Annotated in this window: 14 protein-coding genes; 8 read left to right on the forward strand and 6 right to left on the reverse strand. The window is 71.7% G+C overall.

The window, feature by feature from the left end; genetic code table 11:
- The first annotated feature begins 32 nt into the window (after positions 1 to 32).
- Positions 33 to 464: a VOC family protein gene (locus DFJ67_RS25365; RefSeq protein ID WP_116070305.1), complete on the forward strand. Its 432-nt coding sequence runs from the start codon at positions 33 to 35 to the stop codon at positions 462 to 464.
- A complete protein-coding gene (locus DFJ67_RS25370; protein ID WP_116070306.1) occupies positions 461 to 1,483 on the forward strand; it encodes an aldo/keto reductase in 1,023 nt (340 codons plus the stop codon). The genes DFJ67_RS25365 and DFJ67_RS25370 overlap by 4 nt, the downstream gene beginning before the upstream one ends.
- On the opposite strand, the gene DFJ67_RS25375 is transcribed toward DFJ67_RS25370, so the two are convergent.
- Positions 1,462 to 2,586 carry a glycosyltransferase gene (locus DFJ67_RS25375; protein ID WP_116070307.1) on the reverse strand — a complete coding sequence of 375 codons (1,125 nt, stop codon included), beginning with the start codon at positions 2,584 to 2,586 and terminating at the stop codon, positions 1,462 to 1,464. The two genes, DFJ67_RS25370 and DFJ67_RS25375, sit on opposite strands and share 22 nt — an antisense overlap.
- A gap of 72 nt (positions 2,587 to 2,658) precedes the next feature.
- Positions 2,659 to 6,267 carry a M12 family metallo-peptidase gene (locus tag DFJ67_RS25380; RefSeq protein ID WP_239097446.1) on the reverse strand — a complete coding sequence of 1,203 codons (3,609 nt, stop codon included), beginning with the start codon at positions 6,265 to 6,267 and terminating at the stop codon, positions 2,659 to 2,661.
- A 214-nt stretch (positions 6,268 to 6,481) separates the two neighbouring features.
- Between DFJ67_RS25380 and DFJ67_RS25385 the strand changes: the two genes are divergently transcribed.
- Complete coding sequence (locus DFJ67_RS25385; RefSeq protein WP_116070308.1) at positions 6,482 to 7,750, forward strand: MFS transporter; 1,269 nt, start codon at positions 6,482 to 6,484, stop codon at positions 7,748 to 7,750.
- On the opposite strand, the gene DFJ67_RS25390 is transcribed toward DFJ67_RS25385, so the two are convergent.
- The 3 genes from DFJ67_RS25390 to DFJ67_RS25400 form a co-directional block, all read right to left on the reverse strand.
- A complete protein-coding gene (locus tag DFJ67_RS25390; RefSeq protein WP_116070309.1) occupies positions 7,702 to 10,833 on the reverse strand; it encodes an ATP-binding protein in 3,132 nt (1,043 codons plus the stop codon). The two genes, DFJ67_RS25385 and DFJ67_RS25390, sit on opposite strands and share 49 nt — an antisense overlap.
- Positions 10,834 to 10,912: 79 nt before the next feature.
- Positions 10,913 to 12,157 (reverse strand): RNA polymerase sigma factor, encoded by a 1,245-nt coding sequence (locus DFJ67_RS25395; protein WP_116070310.1) that lies wholly within the window; start codon positions 12,155 to 12,157, stop codon positions 10,913 to 10,915.
- On the reverse strand, positions 12,154 to 12,534 hold the full coding sequence (locus DFJ67_RS25400) for a YciI family protein (protein ID WP_116070311.1): 381 nt from the start codon (positions 12,532 to 12,534) through the stop codon (positions 12,154 to 12,156). The genes DFJ67_RS25395 and DFJ67_RS25400 overlap by 4 nt, the downstream gene beginning before the upstream one ends.
- 247 nt (positions 12,535 to 12,781) lie before the next feature.
- Between DFJ67_RS25400 and DFJ67_RS25405 the strand changes: the two genes are divergently transcribed.
- Positions 12,782 to 15,700 (forward strand): putative bifunctional diguanylate cyclase/phosphodiesterase, encoded by a 2,919-nt coding sequence (locus DFJ67_RS25405; protein WP_116070312.1) that lies wholly within the window; start codon positions 12,782 to 12,784, stop codon positions 15,698 to 15,700.
- Positions 15,701 to 15,829: 129 nt separating this feature from the next.
- Entirely contained in the window at positions 15,830 to 16,246 is a 417-nt protein-coding gene (gene panD / locus DFJ67_RS25410; protein ID WP_116070313.1) for an aspartate 1-decarboxylase, read from the forward strand.
- 42 nt (positions 16,247 to 16,288) lie between these two features.
- Here the strand turns inward: panD and DFJ67_RS25415 are convergent, their stop codons facing one another.
- On the reverse strand, positions 16,289 to 17,533 hold the full coding sequence (locus DFJ67_RS25415) for an endonuclease/exonuclease/phosphatase family protein (RefSeq protein ID WP_116070314.1): 1,245 nt from the start codon (positions 17,531 to 17,533) through the stop codon (positions 16,289 to 16,291).
- A 297-nt stretch (positions 17,534 to 17,830) separates the two neighbouring features.
- Between DFJ67_RS25415 and DFJ67_RS25420 the strand changes: the two genes are divergently transcribed.
- The 3 genes from DFJ67_RS25420 (at position 17,831) to DFJ67_RS25430 (ending at position 21,189) form a co-directional block, all read left to right on the forward strand.
- Positions 17,831 to 19,135 (forward strand): D-alanyl-D-alanine carboxypeptidase family protein, encoded by a 1,305-nt coding sequence (locus DFJ67_RS25420; RefSeq protein WP_116070315.1) that lies wholly within the window; start codon positions 17,831 to 17,833, stop codon positions 19,133 to 19,135.
- Positions 19,132 to 20,124, forward strand: a complete 993-nt coding sequence (locus tag DFJ67_RS25425; RefSeq protein ID WP_116070316.1) for an outer membrane protein assembly factor BamB family protein — start codon at positions 19,132 to 19,134, stop codon at positions 20,122 to 20,124. The genes DFJ67_RS25420 and DFJ67_RS25425 overlap by 4 nt, the downstream gene beginning before the upstream one ends.
- Positions 20,125 to 20,244: 120 nt before the next feature.
- Positions 20,245 to 21,189 carry a TolB-like translocation protein gene (locus DFJ67_RS25430; RefSeq protein ID WP_147315597.1) on the forward strand — a complete coding sequence of 315 codons (945 nt, stop codon included), beginning with the start codon at positions 20,245 to 20,247 and terminating at the stop codon, positions 21,187 to 21,189.
- Positions 21,190 to 21,218 lie beyond the last annotated feature (29 nt).

Genomic DNA, 21,218 nt, shown 5'->3' on the forward strand with positions numbered 1-21,218 from the left:
CACCCTGACCAGACAGGCTGTATGGTCGCCTCATGAACCAGATCGCGATTCATCTTGTGGTCGACGACCCCGACACCGCGGCCGCCTGGTACGCCGAGGTGCTCGGCGCCGAGCAGACCGGCCGCGTGCCGCTGCCCGACGGCCGTCCGCTCACGGTCGAGCTGCGGATCGGTGCCACCGTCGTGGCCGTCGCGGGGCAGTGGCCCGACCGCGGCCTGCGCACCCCGGCGGCGATGGGCGGCACCCCGGCCGCGTTCCACCTCGCGGTGCCCGATGTCGACGCCACCTATGCCCGCGCGATCGCCGCCGGCGCCACCGACTTCGAGGCGCCGCAGGACGCGTTCTGGGGCGACCGCACCGCCCAGTTCCTCGACCCGTCCGGGCACCGCTGGGCGGTCGACCGGCACCTGCGCGACGTTCCGGCCGACGAGGTGGCCGCACACGTCGCGGCGATGTTCGGATGAGATACACGACCTTAGGCCGGACCGGCCTGCGGGTGTCCGAACTGGTGCTCGGCGCCATGACGTTCGGGGAGCAGGGCGGGGTCGGCGCACCGATGCAGGAGTGCCGGCGGATCCTCGACGCCTACGCCGAGGCCGGCGGCAACATGGTCGACACGGCCATCAACTATCGCGGCGGCGCCAGCGAGGAGATCCTGGGCGAGCTGCTGGCCGGGCGGCGCGACCGCTTCGTGGTGGCCACGAAATACACGGTGACCCGCGACTCCGCCGACCCCAACGGAGGTGGCAACCACCGCAAGAATCTCCGGCTCTCACTCGAGACCAGCCTGCGCCGGCTGCGCACCGACCACGTCGACGTCTACTGGGTGCACATCTGGGACCGGCACACGCCGATCGAGGAGACCATGCGGGCGCTCGACGACGCGGTGACCGCCGGCAAGGTGCTCTACGTCGGCGTCTCCGACACACCGGCGTGGGTGGTCGCCCGCGCGAACACCCTCGCCGAGTGGCGTGGCTGGAGCCCGTTCGCCGGCCTCCAGGTGCCCTTCAGCCTGGTCAACCGCGATGCCGAGCGGGAGCTGCTGCCGATGGCCGATGCGCTCGGGCTGTCCGTGACGGCCTGGAGCCCGCTCGGCGGCGGCGTGCTGTCGGGCAAATACCACGCCGGCCCGAGCGACGAGCGGACGCGGCTGAGCCGGGACACGATCAGCGAACGCGACCTCGGGGTGGCTCGGGTCGTCGAGGAGGTCGCCGCCGAGCTCGGTGTCACCCCGGCGCAGGTGGCGCTCGCGTGGGTGCGTCAGCGCGCCGGCGTGCTGCCGATCCTCGGCGCGCGGACCGTCGAGCAACTGCGCGACAATCTCGGCTGCACCGCGGTCACGCTCGCGCCCGAAGCGGTCACCCGCCTGGAGACGGCGACCGGGTTCACCCTCGGCTTCCCGGCCGACTTCATCGCACAGACCCGCTCGTGGGTGCTCGGCGCCGGGGCGCTCGAACCGCATCAGCCGCGCAGCTCCGCATAGACCTTCTCGATCGCCTGGACGCTGCTCTCCACCCGGAAGCGCTCCGCGTAGTGGGCGTAGGCGTCGGACGCGGCAGCGAGCGCGGCCGGATCGTCGATCCAACCGTCGATCCGTTCGGCGAGCGAGGCCGGGTCGCCGGAGCGGAACAGGTTCGTGGGCGCGAGCGCGAACTGGCCGGTCGCGCTCAGCGGGCTGTCGGAGATGACCGGCACGAGCCCACAGGCGAACGCTTCTACACAGGACAGACCCTCGGTCTCGACGTCGGAGGCCTGCACGTAGAGGTCGCAGCCGTGGATGAGCTCGATCAGCCCGGCCTGCGCGTAGTAGCCGAACTGGGCCGGGTTGGGGAGGGTCGAGGCCATCCGGCGCAGGCGGTTCTCGAGCGGGCCCTGCCCCGCGAAGCAGAGCTGGATCCGTGCGCCGTGCCGCGCTCGCCGGGCGGCCCGGATCAGCACGTCCTGCCGCTTCTCGGGCGCGAAACGGCCCACCATGAGGATGCGGAAGGCGGCGCCCCGGACCCGGGCGGGGCCGGGCCGGAAGTCATCGGCGACGCCGTTGGGGATCACGTGCAGGCGGGCGGCGTACCCGTGGCGCCGTAGCTCGTCGGCGATGAACTCCGACGGACAGTGGATGTCGGCGAAGCGCCCGTAGAAGGCCCGGCGGAGCAGGGCGTAGACGGCCCGCGCGGCCGGCGGGAACCAGCCCAGGCCGATGTTGTAGGTGATGTTCTCCGGCTGGATGTGGAACGCGGCGAGGGCCGGCACCCGCAGTTCGCGCGCGATCCGCTCCGCCGCCCGGCCCAGCGGCCAGGGCTGGTAGATGTGCACGACATCGGCGCCCCCGATCGCCGCGACGAGCACGTCCCGGACGGGCTTGGCGAAGACGGTGTCCTGCCGGCGTGCGAACCGGCTCGCGACCGGAACGGTCAGCTCCGGAACCCAGAACATCTCCGGGCCGCCAGGCCCCTGGTCGCCGCCCCCGCCGCAGGCGACCACCCGCACCGTGTGTCCCCGCGCGATGAGGGTGCTCGCGAACCGCGTCGCCGACACGGTGGTGCCGTTGTTGCCGACGTTGAACGTGTCGATGACCAGCGTGATGATCATTGGAACGGATCATATCGGACAAAAAGGGAGGGTGCCCCGGCTAAGCCGGGGCACCCCTCGTGCGAGTTCGGCTCAGTGGACGACGAGATTGCCGCCCGCGAGCCTGATCTCCTGGGTCCGGGCGCCGGTCCACTCCGAGGAGAAGACGAGCGTGCTTCCGTTCCAGACGGTGATCGCCACCGAGTCGGCCGAACCGGGGTGGCCCCGGTCGGTCGCGGTCACCTGGAGGGTCAGCCCGCTGGCCACCGTCGTCGGGTGGCGCGGGTTGGTGACGTCTTTCAGCGTCGCCCGCGCCCTGAAGTCAGCCTGCTCGACGTGACCCGCGGCGTCGGCACCGAACGAGTCGAATGCCGTGCCACGGAGCTCGTAGGTGCGTCCGCCGCTGTGGAACTCGACGTTCGCGTACCCCGTGAGGCTCTTCCCGGATTTGACCTCGAACGCGAAATCGGTGCGTGAACCCGGGCTAGCCGGATAGCTGCCGGCGGACCGGAGCGACCGGATGTTGCCGTCACCGGTGAGCCGAGCGCCATCCGGCTTGGCCACCTTGACCAGGGCGGAGCCCCCGCCCGTGTAGTAGTTGCCGACCACGGCCGTGATCGTGTGCGAGCCCCGCGACAGCGGTGCGCCGCACGACGCGGACCCGACGGTCGCCGCGCTGCCCAGCGGGCCGACCGGCGCGGTGCACAGCGTCTTGCCACCTTCCTTGAAGGTCACCGTGGCGTTGCGGATGTCGCCCGGAGCGTGGTCGTTGGAGCCGACGAACGCCGAACTGTCCCGCACGGTCGCCCGCAGCAACACGGTGGCGCCGTTCGCGCCGAACGCGAGCAGGTCGCCGGTGTAGGTCGCGTCGGCGTCCTCGGCCGTCACCGTGATGGTGAAGGAGGTGGTCCGGGCGACGCCGGTGTCGTCGGTCACCGTGACCGTGACCGGGTAGGCGCCCGGTGCCGCCGTCGTGGTGCCGGCGACGGTCCAGGTGCGGGTGCCCGGTCGGCTGTCGTCACCCGACGTCGAGGCGACCGCCAGCGACAATCCCGATGGCAGGCCGGCGGCGGTCGCCGACAGGTTGACGCCGGAGGTGTCCGGGTCGCTGGCGCTGACCGTCACCGCCGGCGAGAGCGCGTCGCTGTATTGCACGGTCGAAGGTGCGTTGTGCGACACCACCGGCGCCGCGTTGATCGCGATGTCGGCGTCGTTGAGGTCGAAGAAGATGTTGCCGACGGCCTCGATCCGGATCCGCCCGTGCGCGGTGCCGACGTTGGGCAGCGTGACGGACTCGCCGCCGTCGTTGGGGGTGCTCTCGGCCAGCACGTAAGGGAAGGTGGCCCCGCCGTCGACCGACAGCGAGACGCGGACGGCGGCCGCGTTGACGGGAGCCACATCGGTTCCCGCGACAGCCCAGGTGACCTCCTGCGCGGTGCCACCCTCCACGGTGGACGTCGTCGCCTGGGAGGTGACCAGGAACGGCCCGGATTCGGGAGCGAGCGTGATCGCGGTCTCCGCGTTGCCGACCCCGCCGCCGCCCGGGTGCGCGTCGCGGGCGGTGAGCCGGAAGTGCATCGTCCGGTCATTGTTGAAGCCGACCCAGTCGGCCGTGGGGAGAAACTCGGAGAGGCAGTCGCGGATCTCGGGCGGCACGTTGGAGCCGCCGCTGGTCGGCGGCGGAGGCGCCGGGGGACAGGTGCCGTCGGCCGCGTTGGTGTTGCCCGCCGCGATCTGGGCCAGGTCGGGGAACACCCGCGTCGGGTTCGTCGACACAGCGTTCTCACCGGGCGAGTAGTACTCGAGCGTGTCGGTCGGGCTGACCACGGCCGCGGTGCCGAACTGGCGGAACAGCGGGCCGCTGGTCTTCACGTTGCTGACCAGCGCGGTCCCGGCGGTGCTGCCGCCGGAGATCCCGCCGCGGTCGTTCTGCTCCCACAGGTAGGTCACCGGGTCGCCGTCGGAGTCGGTGGCGCTGCCGGTGAGCGAAAACGGCGTGCGGACCGGGATGGTCACGGCGTCGGGGACGGTGACCACCGGGGTGTGGTTGCCGGTCTCCTCGACCAGGTTGCCGCCGTTGTCGATCGCACCGCCCTTGGCCGTCTCGCCGACGAAGCCGGACGCACCGGTGAGGTTGGTGAGGGCAAGGGCGTCGACGTTTGTCGCCGCCAGCGGGCCGCCGTTGAAGGCGACCTGGAACCCGTCGTCGGTCAACGCGCCCGCGCCGCCGCCGAACGCCGCCACGGTGACCGTCGTGCCGGCCGGTGCGATCGCTTCGATCGCGGCCTTGAGGTCGGTCGTCGTGTAGGTGGTGCCGCGCACGATCGGCGCGGAGTCGGTGCCGCCGAAGCCGATGGTGAACGAGTCGCCGTCGGTGTCGAACTCCCGCAGCGAGACCGTCTGCACCTCGTTGATCGCCGGCCGGCTCGACGTGACATACGTCGTGATCTCGGTATAGCTGCGCTGCGACCAGTAGGGGTCGCTGTGCGGCTGTAGGTCGTCCTGGCGGCAGATGCCGGCGTACGCCATGATGGACGATCCACTTCCCGGCTCGACCGAGTTGGCCGCGCTGCGGTTGCCGCCCGAGCAGTTGAGCTGGGTGCCGTTGAAGGTGTGGTTGCCACCGAACTGGTGGCCCATCTCGTGTGCGACGTAGTCGACGGCGTAGAAGTCGCCGACCGGAGTGGGCAGGCCCGTGCAGCCGCGCGCCTTGCCGTCGCCGCCGATGACGCCGAGGCCCGCCACGCCGCCGCCGTTGACGCCCAGGCCGAGGTGACCGACGTCGTAGTTGCTGGCGCCGACGAGTTGGCCGAGCACGATCCGGTTGCGGTTGAGCGTGCCGCCGGCGCACCCGGCGAGCTGAGCGGGCGTGAAGCAGGCGGCGGCGCCGCAGGGCCCGTTGGGCTCGGTCGCCAACGCCGGGCTGTTGAGGTTGGTCTTGTCGGTGTCGTTGATCAGGACCAGGCGGATGGCCGTCTCGTCCTCGTAGATCTGGGTCACCCGGTTCATCAGCGTGACCTTCGCGGCGGTCACGTTGTCGGCGCCGAAGAACGTCGCGTAGGACGGGTCGGTGACCAGCGCGACCCGGTAGGTGCGCAGCGAAACCGGCGCGCCGGCCGCCGCGACCTCTTCCTGGAGGGCCTGCGCCGCCGACGTGACGTCTTCGCGTTCGACGAACTCACCGTGGCTGTCGGTCAGGTCGCGGCCGTAGTAGCTCACGTAGAGGGCCTGGTCGCGGTTGTAGTAGGGGTCGACGTACCACGCGCCGTGCGGCGAGCGGACCGACGCGTGAAAGCCCAACGGGGTCAGGTCGGCCCGGACCGTCGCCAGCGGGTCGTCGATGCCCTTGCCGGCGTAGGTCTTGATCTCGGGATGTTTCGCGGCGAGCCCGGCCTCCATGACCGGCGAGTCGGCCAGTTCGAAACGCTGGAGGTCGCCGGCGGGCGTGGGAAGCGAGACCACCAGCGGCGCGGCGGTGCGCGCGGTCTGCTTCGGCGCCGAGCCCAACGTCGACGTCATCGAGGCCCGGTCAAGGGTGTAGGCGGCAACCCGTTTGGCCCGGATGTCGGCGGGGCGGCCGGCTTTGCTCGCCGCCGGCTTGCCGGCGACCCTGGTCCAGGGCCCTTTCGGCTGGGCCGGGGCGGCGGAGGCGGGTGCCGGAGCCACCATCGGCAGTAACGCCGCGGCGAGTGCGGCGACCACGACCGCGGCGAGACGTCTACGCCGCCGCCCTCCGTGGCCCGAAGCTGGACTGTGGACAGTGCGGGTGACGGCCATCCGGACTCATCTCCTTTGACGGGCAGACGCATCGCCACCCTACGGAGAGAAATTGAGAGATGGAAGATCCTAATGATTGGTTCGGACTGTACGAGCCGTTCAGGGGTCGTCAAGTGCGCCGACCTAGCGTGGGTTCGTGATGCATCGACAGGCCTACGCGCCACAATGCGCCGCCGAAGAACGGCGCCACTCCGCCGCCACCACGGCGTCTCGCTACCCACGGCTGACCCTCCTCGCGTTGGCCCTGGGCACGTTCGCGATCGGCACCGGCGAATTCGGCAGCAACGGCATCCTGCAACTCTTCGCCGCCGACCTCGACGTGTCGATCCCGGTCGCGACACACGCCATCACGGCGTACGCGATCGGGGTGGTGCTCGGCTCGCCGGCCATCACCGTGCTCGCGGCGCGGATCAACCGGCGTACCCTGCTGCTCGGTCTGGTCGTGTTGTTCCTGGTCGGCAACGTGCTCTCCGCGCTGGCCCCCGGCATCGGCCTGCTGGTCGTGTTCCGCTTCATCGCCGGCAGCGTCCAGGGCGCGTTCTTCGGCGCCGGCGCCGTCGTCGCCGCCTACGTGTATGGCCCCGGCCGCGGCGGCAAGGCGTTCGCCACGGTCATGGGTGGCCTGACCGTCGCCACCGTCGTCGGGTCACCGTTGAGCACCTTCATCGGCCAGCACGCCGGTTGGCGTGTGACCTACTGGGCCGTCGTCGGGCTCGGCCTGGTCGCCGGTGTCGCCCTGGTGGCCTGGCTGCCGCGCACCGGTGACCTGCACGGCTCGTCGGTCGCGACCGAGCTGGGTGCCCTGCGCCGCCGCGACGTCTGGCTGATGGTGGTCGTCGCCGCACTCGGCATCTCCAGCATCTTCGCCGTCTACACCTTCATCGGGCCGTTCGTCACCGACGCGGCGCTGCGGGACGCGTCCTTCATCCCGATCGCGCTCGCCGTCTTCGGCGTGGGCATGGCGGTCGGCAACTACCTGGGCGGGCGGATCGCCGACCGATCCGTGAACCGCGGCCTGATCTGGGGGTACGGCGCGACGTTGGTCCTGCTCCTGGTGCTCGGCGCCGCCGGCACCAACCTCGCGATTCTGCTGGCCTGCCTGTTCGGCGTCGGCGCGGCCATGATGTTCGCCATCCCCGCCATCCAGGTGCGGTTGACCAGCTTCGCACCGGACGCGCCGACCCTGATGGGCGCGCTCAACCTGGCCGCGCTCAACCTGGCCAACGCGCTGGGCGCGATCGGCGGCGCGGCCATCCTCGACGCGGGCGGCGGTCCACTGTCCACCGTCTACGCCGGCTTCGTTCTCACCGCCGCCGGCCTGGCCCTCTACGTCACCACCGTCGCGCGTCCACGCTTCGGCTACACCAGCGTGGCCAGCAGTTCCTCGGCGCGCGCGGCGAACAGGTGAGCCTCGTGCTCGGTTGACAGCGCGCGCGCCCGTTCGGCGGTCGCCCGGACATCGGCGACCGGCTCGCCGCGGGCGTGCATCAACCGCGCGCGCAGCAGGAGCAGCAGGCCTTCGGCGTAGCGCTCGCCGTGCGAGTCGAGGAGTGCGTCGGCCCGGTCGAGGGCGGCGGTCGCCTCGTCGAGTTTCTCGGCTGCCAGCCACATCTCGCCGAGCAGCCCATACCAGGTGGACAGGCCGGAGCGCGGCGGCTCGTCGAGCGCCACGGCGATGAGGCCTTCCGCCTCCAACGCGGCGCCGGCCGGATCCTGGCCCGTCACGGCGTGCGCCCAGCACCGGGCCAGCCGCTGGTAGCCACCGAAGTAGGCGAACGAGAACTCGCTGTCGGCGGCGATACCCTTTCGCGCCACGCGTAGCGCGAACGCGGGGTCGCCGGCGAGCGCCGCGGCGGTGACCGCGAAGGCGGCCCAGACGGTGACCACATAAGGGTCGTCGCCGATGGCCGCCTCGATCGTGTCGAGTTGCGTGCGCGCCGCGCCGACGTCACCGTGCAACGCGGTCATCAGCGCGAGCATGACGGGCCCGAGCATCCGCAGGTCACGCCGGAGCTGGTCGTCGCGACCATGTGCGACGGCGTCCTGCACGGTCGAGTTGGTCCGGCTCAGATACCGGAACGCCTCGCCGATGTTGCCGATTTCCCACTGGTGGATGCCCCAGGCATACCGGCCGTAGGCCCGCACGATCGGGTCGGAGGACGCCTCGCCCTCGTCGAGCAGCCGGCGGGCCAACCTGCCGGCCCGGTCCAGTTCTAGGGCCTGGGCGTGCGCCACCCAGCGGGAGAAGAGCAGCTCGGCGGCGTCGCGGTCGCGACCGAGGCCACGCGCGAGCTGTTCGGCCCGTGCCAACTGCTCGAACGGCGCGCCGTGGTAGCCCTGGCGCATCCCGTCGACCGCCGTCAACAGCGAGAGGGCGGACAGCTCGAGGTCGGCCAGGCCCGCGGCTTGGGCCACCCGCCCGCCCGTCCGCAAGTGCCGCACCGCGGCATCGAACGCCGACTTGGCCGCCGCGCAGCGGCCCGCGCGGACCAGGGTGGCCGCGGTGCGAGCCGGGTCGGCGATCGGGCCGGCCGACCACAGATGGTGGGCGAGGCGCTCGGCCATCGGCTCGTCCTCGGCGGCCGCGGCCTCGAGAGCGTCAGCGATCAGCAGGTGCAGCCGGGCGGCGTGGGGTGGCGAGATGGCCCCGACGATCGACTCACGAACAAGGTCATGGGCGAAGCGCGACGTGTAGGGATTCTCCGGTGCGGACTCGATCAACCCGAGCCCTTCCAACGGTTCGAGACGGTCGAGACACGTCTCCACGTCGAGCCCGGCCGTGCGCGCGAGCAACGCCAGCTCGAACTCCCGGCCGATCAGCGCCGCGATCTCCAGCAAGCCCTTGGCATCGTCGCCCAGCCCGGCCACCCGATCGAGAACGACGTGCCGCACGGTGCCAGGAACCATGGTCCGCGCCGCCGCGCCCTCGGTGCGCGCCTCGTCGCCGGCGAGCAGCCGGGCCAGCTCCCTGACGAAGAAGGGGTTGCCGCCGGTGCGAGCGTGGATCTCATCGGTGACCCGCGGCTCCGGGTGTTGGCCGGACTCCCGGCGCACCAGCTCAGCGACCTCGGCCGGGCCGAGCGGGCCGAGCCGGACGCGCCGGTGAAACCGCACCCGGCTGGCCGCGGCGAGCATCCGGCGCAGCTCCGGACCGGGCGCGGGGGCCCGGACGCGCAGCGCCCCGATCACGGCGGTGCCGCCCGGCAGCCGGGCCGCGAGGTGGCCGAACAGTTCGAGCGAGGCGGCGTCGGCCCACTGGAGATCGTCGACGAACAGCACCACCGGCCGGTGCGCCGACACCTGGCCGACGACGGCGACCGCCTGCTCGAAGAGGCGGAACTGGCTGCCGCCGTCGGGCAGCGCCGGGACGGCGGCCGGTCCCATCAGACTGCCGAGCTCGCCGGCCCGAAACTGTTCCCGCGCGACTGGCGGCAGGGCGTCGACGACCGTGCCGACCGCCTGCACCCACGGCCACATCGACGGCGCGACGTCACCCTCCAGGCAGCGCCCCCAGGCGACCAGCGCGCCGCGCCGCTCGGCCTCGGCGGCGAGCTCTTCCAGCAGGCACGTCTTGCCCACCCCTGGCTCACCCTCGACGAGGCCGAGCCCCATCCCGCCGGCGAGCGCCGACTCCACGGTGCGTCGCAGCACCGCGAGATCCTCGGCCCGGCCGACCAGGCGACCAGACGGCGGGGTGGTGGCCGGCGGTTCTTCCACCGGCGCCGAGTCGAGCACCCGCCGGTGTGCCGACACCAGCGCCGGGCCGGGGTCGATGCCGAGGTCGTCGGCCAGCCGGGCGCGGACCGCCCGCAACAGTGACAGTGCTTCCGCCTGCTGGCCGGCGGCGGCGAGGGCAACGGCAAGACTGGCCTGGACGGCTTCGTGCAGTGGCGCCATCCGCGCGGCGAGCTGCAACGACTGGAGCACGCGACCGGGCTGCCCCCGTGCCACCGCGAGCCCGGCCGCGGCCACGCACGCGTCGAAGAACTCGGCGTCGAGCGCCGCGAAGATGGACATCCCGGCCGAGCCGTGCGCCAGGCCGTCACCGGCTGAGCCGTGCCACAGCCCCAGCGCTCGCACGTAGGAGTCGAGCCCCACTTCGGACCGTTGCTCGGCGACGGCGACCTTGGCCGACTCGACAAGCTCCCGGAACAAGGCGACGTCGAGGATGCCGGGGCCGGCGACGAAGAGATAACCGTTGCCGTGGCGCCGCAGAAAGGAGCCGTTCTCCCGGGCCGGCAGCGTGGGCTCCAGCAGTCGCCGCAGCGCACCGACGTATTTCTGCACGATGTTGGCGGCCGAGGCCGGAACGTCGTCGGCCCAGACCCGGTCGACCAACTCGCTCATGGTGAGGGGCTTCCCCCCGCTGGCGAGCAGCACCGCGAGCAGATAGGCCTGTTGCCGGGGACCCGCGTCGAGCTCGACGCCATCCCGCCAGATCCTGAGCGGCCCGAGAATCTGCAATCGCAGATCGCCGCCGGCGGAAGCCATGCCTACTCCTCGTCACCCGTCCCGGCGTCAATGATGGATCACCGTGCGCGCGGGGGGAAACCGCCCGAGCAGCCGGAACTCAGCCGGCGAGCTGGGCGCGGCGGCGGAAGAGGAAGGCCCGTTCGGCGGGGTTGCCGGCCAGCGCGATGGCCCGGTCGTACGCCATCCGCGCCTCGTTGTCGTGCCCGAGCCGCCGCAGCAGGTCGGCGCGCGCGGCGTGGAAGGCGTGGTATCCGTCGAGGACCTCGGCGAGCCGGTCGATCTCGGCGAGCCCGGCCCCGGGGCCGTCGACCTCGGCGACCGCGACCGCGCGGTTCAGCCGCACGATCGGCGAGGGGTCGATCAGCGCCATCCGGCCGTAGAGGGCGACGATCGCGGACCAGTTGGTGTCGCGGGCCGACGCGGCCTCGTCGTGGACCGCGTTGATCGCGGCCAGCAACTGGTAATGCCCGGCGGGGTCACCGCCGGCCGCCACCGCCGCGATCCGCTCCCGGACCAGGGCGTTGCCTTCGGCGATGAGGGTGCGGTCCCACGCGCCGCGGTCCTGTTCGTCGAGGGTCACCAGCTCGCCGGTGGGTGACACCCGCGCCGGCCGGCGGGCGTCGGTGAGGAGCATCAGGGCGAGCAGCCCGGCGACCTCGCCGTCGCCCGGCAGCAGGGTTCGCAACAGCCGGCCGAGCTGGATCGCCTGGTCGGTGAGATCGACGCGCACCGGGTCGTCGCCCTCGCCGGCCAGATAGCCCTCGTTGAAGATGAGGTAGACGACCGCGAGCACGCCCGCGAGCCGCTCGCGGATGTCGCCGGCCGAGGGCACCCGGTAGGGAATGCGCGCCGCCTTGATCTTCGCCTTGGCCCGGGTGAGCCGCCGCGCCATCGCGGTCTCCTGCACCAGAAAGGCGCGCGCGATCTCCGCGACGGTGAGGCCGCCGAGCAGGCGCAGGGTGAGCGCCACCCGGGCGTCCATCGCGAGCGCGGGGTGGCAGCAGGTGAAGACCAGCCTGAGCCGGTCGTCCTCGACCGGGCCGGTCGGCTCGGGAGGGGCGTCGTCATACACGATCCGGGCCGCCTGGTGCTTGGCGTCGCGCTGCGACTCGCGACGGAGCCAATCGATGGCCTTGCGGGCCGCGGTGGTGGCGAGCCAACCACCAGGATTCGGGGGTACGCCCTGGCGTGGCCACCGCTCCGCGGCCGCCGCGAACGCCTCGGCGGTCGCTTCCTCGGCGACGTCGAGGTCGCCGAAGCGGCGCCTGAGGTCGGCGACCAGCCGCGCCCACTCATCCCGGTGAGCACGGGTGATCGCCTGGTCGACGGTGAAACCGGTCATTTCTCCCCGGCGTCGTGACGCGGGCTCTGCCCAGGACCGCGGAACCGGTGCACCTCTTGCGGCCAGTCGAGCGCCGTCGCGAGCCGGCCGGCCCAATAGCGCGCCGCCTCGTCGTCGGCCACGTCGACGACGCAGAAGCCGCCGAGGTGCTCCTTGGTCTCCACGAACGGCCCGTCGGTGAAAACGGGCCTGCCATCGACCGACTCGACGCTGCACACCGCGGTGGACCGATCGAGCCCGCCGTTGGTGAAGATCAGGACATCCTGCGCCAGCATCTCCCGGAGCACCACATGCGCGGCCCGGCTCTTCTCGCCGATCTGCTCCGCCGTGTGTTCCGGCACCCATTCATCGTTGAAGGTGATCAGGTATTCCGTCATGGTCATCTCCCTTCGGCATGGCCCGGCCGGCCGCCGCACACCAGTTCCACGAACGGCCGCGCCCTAATACGACACCATCCCGGGAATTCCGCCTGCGGACCGGCCTACTTCAGCTTGAGCGGTTGATATGACCTATTAGCCATGCTTGTCCGTTTGGCGGCCAACTCCGTGGGTACCCCAGGCCGTGACCGCCGCGCAGCGTCTGGCAGGGCGCTATCTGTCCCGGACGGGCTCGGTCGTCGCACGCTTGGGCCGGTGGCGCGCGGTCTATCTGGCGATCATCGTGGTGGTCGCCCCGGTGCTCTACGGCTTCGACCCGACCCGGACCGCCGCGGTGGTGATCGCGGGCGGCGCCAGCGTGCTCGCGATCGTCGTCGCGGTGCGGCGTCGGACCGTACGCCGCGGTGGCGCCTGGCTGTTGATCGCCCTGGCCGCGACCCTGCTGACAGTTGGCGACGCGTTCGTCGCCGCCGCCACCACCGGCGTCGTCCGCTCGGCCGAGTTCCCGAACGTCCCCGACGTCGTCTTCCTGAGCGCCTATCTGCCGCTGACGGTCGGGGTGCTCTGGCTGGCCCAGCCGAACCCCGCGTCCCGCAACCCCTTGCTCATCCTCGACGTCGCCGTGTTCACGTTGGCCGGGTCGCTCGTCGCCTGGATCCTGGTGTTGCGGCCCGCGATCGACACGCCCAACCCGGGCGCGTTGGACCTGACCATCGCGGTCACCACCGTGGTCGGATATGTCGCCGTGCTCGCCGCCGCCATCGGTGCCCTGATCGCCGTGGGACGCAGCCCGGCGATCGTGCTGATCGGTGTCGGCACCGCGGTGTTCCTGTTCGCCGACCTGCTCTACATCCGGGCCCGCGTGATCGGGACGTGGGGTGAGTCGGCACCCGCCGCCTTCCTGTTGTTGGTCTCGGTCGCCGCGTGTGGGCTCGCGGCGCTGCTGCCGATGCGGGACACCGGACACGACGCGCGGCGGGCCGGTCGCCGGCTCGGGCTGGCCGGCATGTGCGTGATCTCGATCGGTCTGGTGGCGGCGCCCACCGCGCTGCTCGTCGAGGCGAGCCGGGGAAACGTACAGACCGGAATTGTGATCGGGATCGTCGCGGTCGTCATCGCGGTGCTGGTCCTGGCCAGGGTGGTGCTCTACGCCCACGCCAGCCGGCGCCGCGCGGGCGTGACGTCCGTGGTCCGCAGGACGTTGCGCAAGCTCGCGATCGCCACCGACGAACGGCAGGTACGCGCCTCGCTCCGGACCGCGGTCCGCGAGATGCTGCCCGACAGCGACGTGCGACTCGTCCGCGACGGGCGGCGCGGCGTCACGCCTGAGGTGCGGGAGGACCCGCACGGCGAACTCATCTACCCGCTCGACAGCGGCGCGGCGGTCGAAGCCGAGGCGGGCGAGGACGGGGTGACGACCGCCGGGGGAGTCGCCGTCGTGACCGCGCCGGTCGCCCTGCTCGACGAGTACTACCAGGCGCTTCAGGCGATCCTCGACCAGGCGGCGCTGGCGCTGGACCGGATCGACCTGCTCCGCCGGCTCCGGGAACGTGAGCGGGAGCGCTACTTCCGCAGCATCGTGACCACGAGCACCGACGTGATCCTGATCAGCCACAACGACCACATCGAGTACGTCAGCCCGTCGGCCACCCGGATGTTCGGCCACGACGTACGCGGCAAGCGGTTCGAGCGCCTGGTCACGCCGGCCGAGGCGGGCCGCGCGGGGTGGGGCAGCGTCGAAGACGGCGCCGAGGGCGTCGTCGACCGACCAGGCATGAGCGCGTCGGTGGTGCAGGTCTACCGACGCGACCTGACCGCCGACCCGACCGTCAGGGGAGTGGTGACCACGCTGCGCGACGTCACCCAGGAGCGGGCGCTGCGCCGCGACCTGGAGCGCCGTGCCAACCAGGACGCGCTGACCGGGCTCGCGAACCCCAAGCGGTTCCAGGAGGACATGCGCGACGGCCGCCGCGGCACGGGTGGCCGGGCCACGCTCTTCGTCGACCTCGACGACTTCAAGATTGTCAACGACACGTTCGGGCACCAGATCGGTGACGGGCTGCTGGTGCTCATCGCCCGCCGGATCGAGGCATGCGTCGGCGCGGGCGACCTGGTCGCCCGGCTCGGTGGCGACGAGTTCGGTGTGCTGCTGCGCGACGTGGACGCCGGGCGGGCGCGGGCGATCACCCAGCGCATCTCGGACGCCCTCGCCGAACCGGCCGTGGTGAGTGGTGTCCGGGTCGACGCGCAGGCCAGCATCGGACTCGCGTACGTGGCCGACCACGGCGATCCCGACGTGCTGCTGCGCGAGGCCGACAGCGCGCTCTACAGCGCGAAGGCGGCGGGCAAGGGCCGCTGGCGTCAATACCGGCCGGGTATGCCGGCGCCGACGCGCCAACACCTGGGCCTGCGGGACCGGCTCACGCGAGCGTTGGCCTCGAACACTCTCGCACTGCACTATCAGCCGATCGTGGACACCGCCACGGCCGAGCCGACCGGGTTCGAGGCACTGCTGCGGCTGCGGGACGGCGGGCCGCCGATCTCCGCCACGGAGATCGTCCAGGTGGCCGAGTCGACCGGGCTCGTCGCCGAGATCGGCGACTGGGCGCTGGCCCGGGCGCTACAGGACGTACCCAGGCTCAACCGCGGCTCGGCGCCGGACCGGTACGTCGCGGTCAATGTGGCGCCGCGGCAGCTACGCCTGCCGGACTTCGGTGAGCGGGTCACCCGGCAACTCGCGCACGCCGGCGTACCGCCGGACCGGCTGGTCCTCGAGATCACCGAAGGCGAGTTGGTCGGCGAGAACGAGCGGGCCTGGGCAGACCTCGACAACCTGCGCACCGAGGGCGTACGCGTGGCGATCGACGACTACGGCACGGGGTACGCGTCCCTGTCCTACCTCCGGCAGACCGCCATCGACCTGTTGAAGATCGATAGTTCGTTCCTGGCCGACCCGGGCTCCGCGCGAACCCGGGTGCTCGTCCAGGCGGTCGCCGATGTCGCCCGGCGGCTCGGGCTCGACCTGGTGGCCGAGGGCGTCCACGACCCGGCCTGCCGGCACCTGCTGCTCGACGTCGGCTGCCGGTATGCGCAGGGCCACCTGTTCGCCAGGCCGATGCCGGCGGACGCGGCGGGCCGCTGGCGCTTCACCGAGAACGCCGCCTGACGCCCGGCGCTCTTGTGGCTGACCTCACTGCTGGCCCGGGGCCCGCGTACGCCGGGGAAATGCTGCCGAAGGATTAGCCGTTGGCCTAAGGAGCCACCCCTGGCATCGCTCTCGGAGAGGTCCTCGCACGTGTTCAGGTCGATGATGAAGTCCAAGATCCACCGGGCCACGGTGACCCAGGCCGACCTGCACTATGTGGGCTCGATCACGATCGACGCCGACCTCATGGAAGCAGCCGATCTGCTGCCGGGTGAGCGGGTCGACGTGCTCGACGTCAACAACGGCGCGCGGCTGACGACGTACGTCATCGAAGGTCCTCGTGGTTCTGGTGTGATCGGGATCAACGGCGCCGCCGCCCGGCTGGTCAGCCCGGGCGATCTGGTGATCATCGTCGCCTACGCGTGGGTGCCGGACGCCGAGGCGCGCGCCCTCGAACCGCGGGTGGTGTTCGTCGACGAGCACAACGCGATCGTCACGACCGGCACCGACCCGGCGGCCGTCCCCGACGGTTTCGGCCTCATCCCGGGCGACCACCTGGCGGATTAGCCGGACCGGCCGGTTGGAAACCAGCCGGCCCGGCGTTAGCCGCTAGTGGCGGTGGAGGGCCAGGTCGGCCCAGACCAGCCGGTGGTCCGAGGTCGGGAAGCCGTTGACGGCCGACCACTCCGTGCCGAAGACGCCGGTCAGCCGGAACAGCGGGTCGGCCTGCACGGGCCAGAACACGCCCGAGCCGACGATCTTCGTGCCCGCGCGCGGCAGCACGTAGTCGGCGTGCAGGTTGCCCGGCGCGCCGTCGGCGAAGTCCGCGGTGTCGAAGCGCGGGTCGCCCTGGTGCGTCAGGTTGGCGCCGCCCTGAAGCGCGCTCGCCTCGACCGCACCGGCACTGGTCGGGAAGGTGTGGGCGTTGATCAGCGGGTTGTCGGTCAACTGCCGCACCGCGTTCTGGTAGGAGTCACCGTCGAAGGGGTCGGCGTTCTGGTCGCCGGCGATCACGAACGTCGCGCCGGGCTTCAGACCGCCGCGCCGGCCCTTGTCGTCGTAGATGTAACGCGACTTCTGCGGCGAGATGTAGTCGGCCCAGAACCGGATCTCGTCGTGGTTGCGCCGGCCGTTGCGGTCCTCGGGCCCGTCGAAGGTCGGCGGCGTCGGGTGCGACACCAGGAAGTGCACGGTCCTGCCGCGCACCTTGACCGGCACGTCCCAGTGGCTCTTCGACGACAGCCGCAGGACCGCCTGCTCCTCGGGGGAGTAGTAGTCGGTCGGCATCGCGTTGCCGGGCATGTCCTTCCACTTGAAGAGCTGGAAGGTGCGGGCCGCGTGCACGTCGATCGGATACTTCGAGTAGACGACCATGCCGTATTGGCCCGGGAACACGCCGAAGCCGTAGGAGTCGTCGCCGTAGGCCTGGTCGCCGGGCGTGGTGTCGATGACGCCGTTGTTGTTGAGGTCGAACCCGGAGGAGATGCCGGTGTTCGACGGCGCCACGAACCGGTAGGGGTAGCGCTGCGCCGGCGCGCCGTTCTGCGAGACCGCGAGGTAGTTGTCGGCGAACAGCTTCGCCGCCACGGGGTCGTAGTCGAACTCGTTGATCAGCACGACGTCGGGATGGGCGCGCTGGATGACCTCCGCGACGTTGTGCGCCTGGCGCCGGTAGACGTCGTCGACGTCAGGGTTGGCCAGGTGCTCACGGAGCAGGCCCTGCGCGGGCCGGTTCAGTGACAGGTTGTAGGTCGCGAAGCGGACGTCGTCGTCGCGGCCGTGCGCGGTCGCCGGGGTGGCACCGACACCGATCAGGGCTGTGCTGAGCACAGCGGCCAAGAGAATTCGGTTCATCACGAAACCTCGATATACCACGGTGTACGGACCCGCAACCGCTGCCACGCACCCGACGTGCCGTTGTCGCCGACAGTTCAACCAACCGATCAACCGCGGCGCCCTGGGACCCAGGATCGGCCGCGATCGTGCCAACGGTCGCGATCGCCTTGCGGCGCCATCGGGAAGGCGGCTCGATCCCGTCTTTGACGAACCAGGCCGCGAGGGCCAGGAGGTGGGATCCGCCATGTCGTGGGACATGAGAGCCTTTCGCCCGCCTGCTACCGTGCGGCGACTTGAGTCGGGAGGGCGGATCGGATGCACGACCACACGGAGATGCCAACCGTGGTGTTCAACCGCATCCCACCGACCCCGCCCGCCCCACCGGTCAAGCGTCGCCGCCGCCGACCGTGGCTGGTGGCCGCGCTCGTCGCGGTCGTGCTGTTCCTCGGCGTCGCCGGCTATGCCGTGGCGCCGTTGCGGTCAGCGCTGCCGGCCGCGACGATCGACCTCGCCCTGCCGGCGTCGATGAAGATTCCCGGCAGCGCGCCGCGGCTGTCCTGGCCCCGCGCCGGCCAAGGCATGATCAGCGTCCCCGGCATCGGCACGCTCGGCGCCTACGGCGGCGACAAGCCGCTCCCGATCGCCAGCGTCACCAAGGTGATGACCGCCTACCTCATCCTGACCGAGCACCCGCTCGACGCCGGCGAACAGGGGCCCGAGCTGACCGTCACCGCCGCGCAGGCCGCTGCGTACCCGGGCGAGCGGGGGCGCGGTGAGTCGGTCGTCGAGGTGCGCGCGGGCGAGAAGATCACCGAGCGTCAGGCGCTCCAGGCCGTGCTGCTCCCGTCGGCCAACAACATGGCCCGCATCCTCGCCGCCTGGGACGCGGGCAGCGTCGACGCGTTCGTCGACAAGATGAACGCCACCGCCGACCGGCTCGGGATGACGAACACCCACTACACCGACCCGTCGGGCCTCGATCCCGACACCGTCAGCACGGCCCACGACCAGGTCATCCTGGCCGGCAAGGCGATGGCCCTGCCGGCCTTCGCCGAGATCGTCAAGCAGAAGAGTGCCACCATCCCGGTGGCTGGCAAGGTCAAGAACTACAACGAACTCGTCGGGCACAACGGGGTCGTCGGCATCAAGACGGGCTCGACCGACGAAGCCGGCGGCTGTCTCGTCTTCGCCGCCGTCATCACGGTCGCCGGCCGCAAGGTCACCGTCGTCGGGGCCCTGCTGGGGCAGCCCGGCGCCAACACACCCGTACAACTGGACCGGGTCTTCGCCGCCACCAAGACGGCACTGCGCTCCGCTGCGGCGGCGGTCGGCGTGCACACCCTGGTCGAGGCCGGCCGGCAGGTAGCCACCGTGCACGGCCCGCTCGGCACCGGCACCACCGTGCACACCGCCGGCAAGCTCGACGTGATCGGCTGGCCCGGCCTGACCGTCAAGCTCGACGCCAAACTTCCCACGCCGGCCGCGAGCGTGGCCGGCGGCGCCGATTTCGGTCAGCTCACCGTCCGCCTCGGCGGCGGCAAGCCGGTTACCACCGCGCTGCGGACCAGCACGGCCATGGAGCCGCCGTCCACCTGGGACCGCATCCGCCAACACCGGTGATCTTCGATACCGTTCCCGCATGTGGCGATCGGCGGGCGGCCGACACCGGAAAGGTCGCCTGGAAATACCAGCGCGCGGATGGCAACCCGCTGCTGAGCTTCGTGCCGCACGCCGTCGCCTGGCGCCAGGGTCTGCTGCTGCTCACCGAGCCGCAGCCGGGCGGCCGGCTCCAGGCACTCGACGCCGACGGGCGGCCGCAGTGGCAGCAGCCGTTGGACGATGGACCCGGCCGCGACGTGGCGGCCGACGACGATCTCGTGGTCGCCGGCACCGCGGCGGCGCTGCACTGCTTCGACACCCGCACCGGCTGGCCGCGGTGGCGGTTCGCCCACGACGAGGCTCCTGGCACCGCGTGGGTCCGCCCGCTGCTCCTGCCCGACCTGGTGGTGGGCGCCGCCTACCGGCTCAGCGGCCGGGTCGGTGGCGGGCACACGAGCCTCGTGGTCGGGCTCGACCGGGCCGACGGCCGCGAGCTGTGGCGGTCCCGCACCGAAGAGCACGGCACCCGGTTGGCCGGCGACGCCGACCTGGTGCTGGTCGCCACCACCGAGGGCCGGCTGGCCGCGCACGACCCGGCCACCGGAGCGCTGCGCTGGGAACGCCGGTTCCCGCCCGGCCCGACCATGGCCGGTGCGGAGCTGAGCGTGCCGGTGCTGACCGGCGACCGGGTCTGGGTCGGCTGCGGCAACGGGCACGTCTACGGCCTCGACCGCGCCACCGGCGAGCAGGTCTCGTCGTGGCAACTGCCGCTGCCGCCCACCGCGCTGGCTCTCGACGCCGGCGTGCTCTTTGTCGGCACCCACGACGGTGGCCTGGCGGCCCACCGCACCGACGGGCACGAGATCTGGTGGCGGCACACGCCGATGGGATCGGTCGCGGGCCTCACGGTCGCCGGCGACACGTTGTTCGCCAGCGCGGGCCGGCACGTCGCGACCTTCGACCCGGCGACCGGTGACGGCCCTCGCGGGTTGCGACGCCGGATCAACTGACATCCATCCCCCGTTCGGGTGGGCGGAGAGAGCCGAAGGGACTGTCGTCCGGCCGGCGATCGCGCCGCGTCTTGTAGAGCGCACAGGAGATGCGCTCCTCTGCTCAGAACGGGGCCTTGGATGAACGCTCGCCGGATCCTCCTCACCGCTTCCGCTATCGCACTGTTGTTGACGACGGCCGCCTGCGAAACCGGCCACGCCGTCGCCGCAGGGCTGCCCTCGGCTTCGGCCGCCCCCAGACTCGCGGCGAAGACCTCGCCAACGCCCGCACCGAAGTCGATGACCGGGCAGCTGTATTACGCCGATTCCGATCGCCTGGTCCGGTTTGACGGGTCCGGCGTGAAGGTGGTGCTGCCGGCGGGCGCTTACAGCGCGAACGTGTCGCCGGACGGCGCCCGGATCGCTTTCGTCGACGAGCGCGGCAATGTGGTGGTGACCGATCGCAATGGCCGTGAGGCTCGCACGGTGGCGCGGGGCGCCATCACTGCCGGCTATGAGCCGGCGTGGTCGCCGGATTCCACGAAGCTGCTGGTTGGGAAAGGCGGCGAGGGCGTGGCGGCGATGGGGATCGTGACGGTCGCGTCGGCCACGTTCACGCCGCTGCGGCACCAGCCTCCGGACGCCTTCCACTACCTGTGGTCCGCCGACGGCCGCCATCTCGCCTATGCCACGGGCACCTGCGGGATCGGGGTGGCTGACGCCGACGGTGGGAACGCCCGTCTCGTGCCGGGGTTCGGCGATCAGCGGCATAGCTGTGACCCCTACAGCGTCTCGCCGGACGGCAGGTTGGTCGCGGTCAACCTGCGCACCGGTGACCAGCCTGACGGTGACATCGGGCGGGACCTGTTCGCCAACGCGCTGATCGACACCCGCACCGGCCGCAACGTCACCCTGCCTGTCTCCGGTGAGATCACGGCGATCCTGTTCGAACCCGACGGCGACATCCTGGTGCGGACCAGCAACCACCGGCTCACGCTGCTGGCCCCCGATCACACCGTGAAGGGCCACCTCACCGAACCGGCGTCGGTCAAGGACTTCAAACTCCTCGCCTACACCCCAAGGTGAGCCTGCTGTCTTCGACGACAGTGCCGCTA

It is taken from the genome of Asanoa ferruginea (assembly GCF_003387075.1).
Taxonomy (GTDB): domain Bacteria; phylum Actinomycetota; class Actinomycetes; order Mycobacteriales; family Micromonosporaceae; genus Asanoa; species Asanoa ferruginea.

Bases quoted from the DNA above. Each gene is read 5' to 3' on its own strand.
- DFJ67_RS25365 (WP_116070305.1), top strand. From the start codon at position 33: ATGAACCAGATCGCGATTCATCTTGTGGTCGACGACCCCGACACCGCG.
- DFJ67_RS25370 (WP_116070306.1), top strand. From the start codon at position 461: ATGAGATACACGACCTTAGGCCGGACCGGCCTGCGGGTGTCCGAACTG.
- DFJ67_RS25375 (WP_116070307.1), bottom strand. From the start codon at position 2,586: ATGATCATCACGCTGGTCATCGACACGTTCAACGTCGGCAACAACGGC.
- DFJ67_RS25385 (WP_116070308.1), top strand. From the start codon at position 6,482: ATGCATCGACAGGCCTACGCGCCACAATGCGCCGCCGAAGAACGGCGC.
- DFJ67_RS25390 (WP_116070309.1), bottom strand. From the start codon at position 10,833: ATGGCTTCCGCCGGCGGCGATCTGCGATTGCAGATTCTCGGGCCGCTC.
- DFJ67_RS25395 (WP_116070310.1), bottom strand. From the start codon at position 12,157: ATGACCGGTTTCACCGTCGACCAGGCGATCACCCGTGCTCACCGGGAT.
- DFJ67_RS25400 (WP_116070311.1), bottom strand. From the start codon at position 12,534: ATGACGGAATACCTGATCACCTTCAACGATGAATGGGTGCCGGAACAC.
- DFJ67_RS25415 (WP_116070314.1), bottom strand. From the start codon at position 17,533: ATGAACCGAATTCTCTTGGCCGCTGTGCTCAGCACAGCCCTGATCGGT.
- DFJ67_RS25420 (WP_116070315.1), top strand. From the start codon at position 17,831: ATGCACGACCACACGGAGATGCCAACCGTGGTGTTCAACCGCATCCCA.
- DFJ67_RS25430 (WP_147315597.1), top strand. From the start codon at position 20,245: ATGAACGCTCGCCGGATCCTCCTCACCGCTTCCGCTATCGCACTGTTG.